The 2,866-nt window shown below is 62.8% G+C and carries 3 protein-coding genes; 2 read left to right on the forward strand and 1 reads right to left on the reverse strand.

From position 1 onward, the window contains the following. The coding region (locus tag EN991_RS30615) for an SRPBCC family protein (RefSeq protein WP_281058822.1) at nucleotides 1-594 on the forward strand (594 nt) is incomplete at its 5' end. 84 nt (nucleotides 595-678) lie between these two features. Then, nucleotides 679-2,325 (forward strand): acetolactate synthase large subunit, encoded by a 1,647-nt coding sequence (locus tag EN991_RS30620; RefSeq protein WP_127370150.1) that lies wholly within the window; start codon nucleotides 679-681, stop codon nucleotides 2,323-2,325. A 48-nt stretch (nucleotides 2,326-2,373) separates the two neighbouring features. On the opposite strand, the gene EN991_RS30625 is transcribed toward EN991_RS30620, so the two are convergent. After that, nucleotides 2,374-2,763, reverse strand: coding sequence for a transporter substrate-binding protein (locus tag EN991_RS30625; RefSeq protein ID WP_245461121.1), 390 nt, complete (start codon nucleotides 2,761-2,763; stop codon nucleotides 2,374-2,376). Between the last annotated feature and the right edge of the window lie 103 nt (nucleotides 2,764-2,866).

Genomic DNA, 2,866 nt, shown 5'->3' on the forward strand with positions numbered 1-2,866 from the left:
GCCTGGCACAGCGTCATCGGCGATGCCGAGTTCCACAAGGGCGCGTGGCAGGCTGGCGACCTCGACACGATGCCGTTTGCCATGCACCGCAAGCCGATCGGATCCGGCCGCAACACGCTGTCCAATACAGGTGAGGGGGTCTCATGCCTGATGGGCGGCCGTCACGCCTATGATGGTGGCGAAAGCGGCTTCCGCCTCGGACGCCTGTCGTTTGCAAGTGCTGCCAATGATTATGTCACGCTGTTCCAGATGATACCGCGCAGCGCCACGGAAACCGACGTCATTCTGACCTGGCTCGTCGACAAGGACGCCGATGGCGACATCGACGCCGATGCGATCAGCTGGATGTGGGACGTCACCACGGTGCAGGACAAGAAGATCACCGAGGACAATGCCGACGGCATCATGTCGCGCGCCTACCGGCCGGGTCCCTATACGCCGCTGGAAAGGCAGACCTCGTTCTTCGTGCAGACCTATCTGTCAGAACTGCGTTCGCTGATCACCGGCACGCGCGGCGCACCGATCAGCCAATGGTCTGCGCCGAAGGAACTTTTCGCCTCGCCGAAAGCGGCGAGCTGCAACACGCGCCTCTGACCCGCAGCCGAAGATGCCTCTTTGAGGCGTCGCGTTCCGATGCCATATGAAGGTGGCCGACGGAATGTTGCGGGAGAGGTGGTCATGACCAAAGGTTCGGATCTGTTCGTCGCGGCCCTCGAGAACGAAGGGGTCGAGCGGATTTTCGGCATTCCGGGCGAAGAAAATCTCGATATCGTCGAATCCATCCGCCGCTCCTCGATCCAGCTGATCCTGACCCGCCACGAGCAGGCAGCCGCTTTCATGGCCGCCACCTATGGCAGGCTTACCGGCAAGCCGGGTGTGTGCATCACCACGCTTGGCCCGGGCGCGCTCAACCTTTCGACCGGTTCGGCCTATGCGCTGCTCGGCGCGATGCCGATGATCATGATCACCGGCCAGAAAGGCATCCTGTCATCCCGGCAGGCGCGCTTCCAGATCGTCGACATCGTCGCGGCGATGAAGCCGCTGACCAAGCTGTCGCGTCAGATCGTCTCGCCGAAGATGATCCCCTCGTTGGTTCGCGAAGCTTTCCGTGTCGCCCAGGAAGAGCGTCCCGGCCCCGTACATCTTGAATTGCCGGAAGACATTGCGGCGGCCGAGTGTGAACCGGTAGCACTCGTGCCAACGCATCCGGTCGAACTGCCGCTGGCCAGCCCGGGCGCGCTTGATCGCGCCGCCCGTATGATCATGGAAGCCAGGCGTCCGCTGCTGATGTTTGGTGCGGCGGCGTCGCGACCGCGCGTGACTCCCGATGTCGCCCAGTTCGTGCTGCGGACGCAAATTCCCTATTTCACCACGCAGATGGGCAAGGGCACCGTGCCTGGCGGCACGGAGCTCTATATGGGAACGGCAGCCCTTTCGGAGCGCGACTATGTGCACGAGGCCATCGAACAGGCCGATCTGATCATCACCATCGGTCACGACACGGTGGAGAAGCCGCCCTTCATCATGGGGGCAAAGGGGCCGAAGGTCATTCATGTCGGCTACCATTCAGCCGATGTCGAGCAGGTCTATTTCCCGCAAGCCGAAATCGTCGGCGACCTCGGTCCTTCGCTGGCGCTGCTGGCCGACAGCATCGAGGGCAAGGTCCCCAATGCACAGGCCTTGCTGCCGCTGCGGGAAGGCATTCTGAGCCGCATCGCCGCGCGCGCCACCGAAGATCGCTTCACGCCGCAGCGCATCGTGCATGACGTGCGCGCCGTGATGCCGCCGGACGGGATCCTCGCCCTCGACAATGGCATGTACAAGATCTGGTTCGCGCGCAACTACCGGACGCGCATGGCAAACACGATCCTGCTCGACAATGCGCTGGCCACCATGGGCGCGGGCTTGCCGTCGGCGATGATGGCGGCACTGCTCTATCCGCAGCGCCGTGTCATGGCCATCTGTGGCGATGGCGGCTTCATGATGAACAGCCAGGAACTGGAGACCGCCGTCAGGCTCAAGCTCAATCTCGTCGTCCTGCTGCTCGAAGACCATGCCTATGGCATGATCCGCTGGAAGCAGGCGGTCGACGAATTTCCGGATTTCGGCATGACCTTCGGCAATCCCGACTTCGTCAGATATGCCGAGGCCTACGGAGCCAAGGGGACAAGAGTTGGCGAGATCGCCGATTTGCGGCAGGCGCTGGAACGGGCCTTCACCGGCGGCGGCGTGCACCTCGTCGTCGTGCCCATCGACTATTCCGAAAACACCAGGGTGCTTGTCGACGAATTGCGCGAGCGGCTGCCTGCGCCGCAAGCGAGCTGACGGCGGCAAAGCCGCCGTCAGGATTACCTGGAGCTGTTGCCGAAGCGCCTACAGCTTGCAGTAAGGGGTGACCGGCGCGATCGTCCCGAAATCCTTGGCGATCTCATAGCTGATGCCGTCTGCGGCCGCCTTGCCGACATAGGAATGGCAGAGCGTGTGGTTGTTGCTGGCATCGACCCGGATCTTGCCTTGCGGCGCGTCGAACTCGATCGTGGGCAGCGCCTTGAGCACATCATCGTCCTTCAGCGATCCGGCCTTCTCGGCGGCCAGGGCGTAGAGATGCAGGCCGTTGTAGCCGGCTTCGCCGATGCCGTTGACCATCTTCTCCTTGCCGAACTTCTCGCGGAAGCTCGCGATGAACTTCTTGTTGACCGGATTGTCGAGCGCCATCCAGTAAGGCTGCGGTGCGTAGGTGCCGGCCGCGACGCCGGGCGGCACCTACGCACCGCAGCCTTACTGGATGGCGCTCGACAATCCGGTCAACAAGAAGTTCATCGCGAGCTTCCGCGAGAAGTTCGGCAAGGAGAAGATGGTCAACGGC

This window comes from Mesorhizobium sp. M7A.F.Ca.US.005.03.2.1, assembly GCF_003997795.1.
Taxonomy (GTDB): Bacteria; Pseudomonadota; Alphaproteobacteria; order Rhizobiales; family Rhizobiaceae; genus Mesorhizobium; species Mesorhizobium ciceri.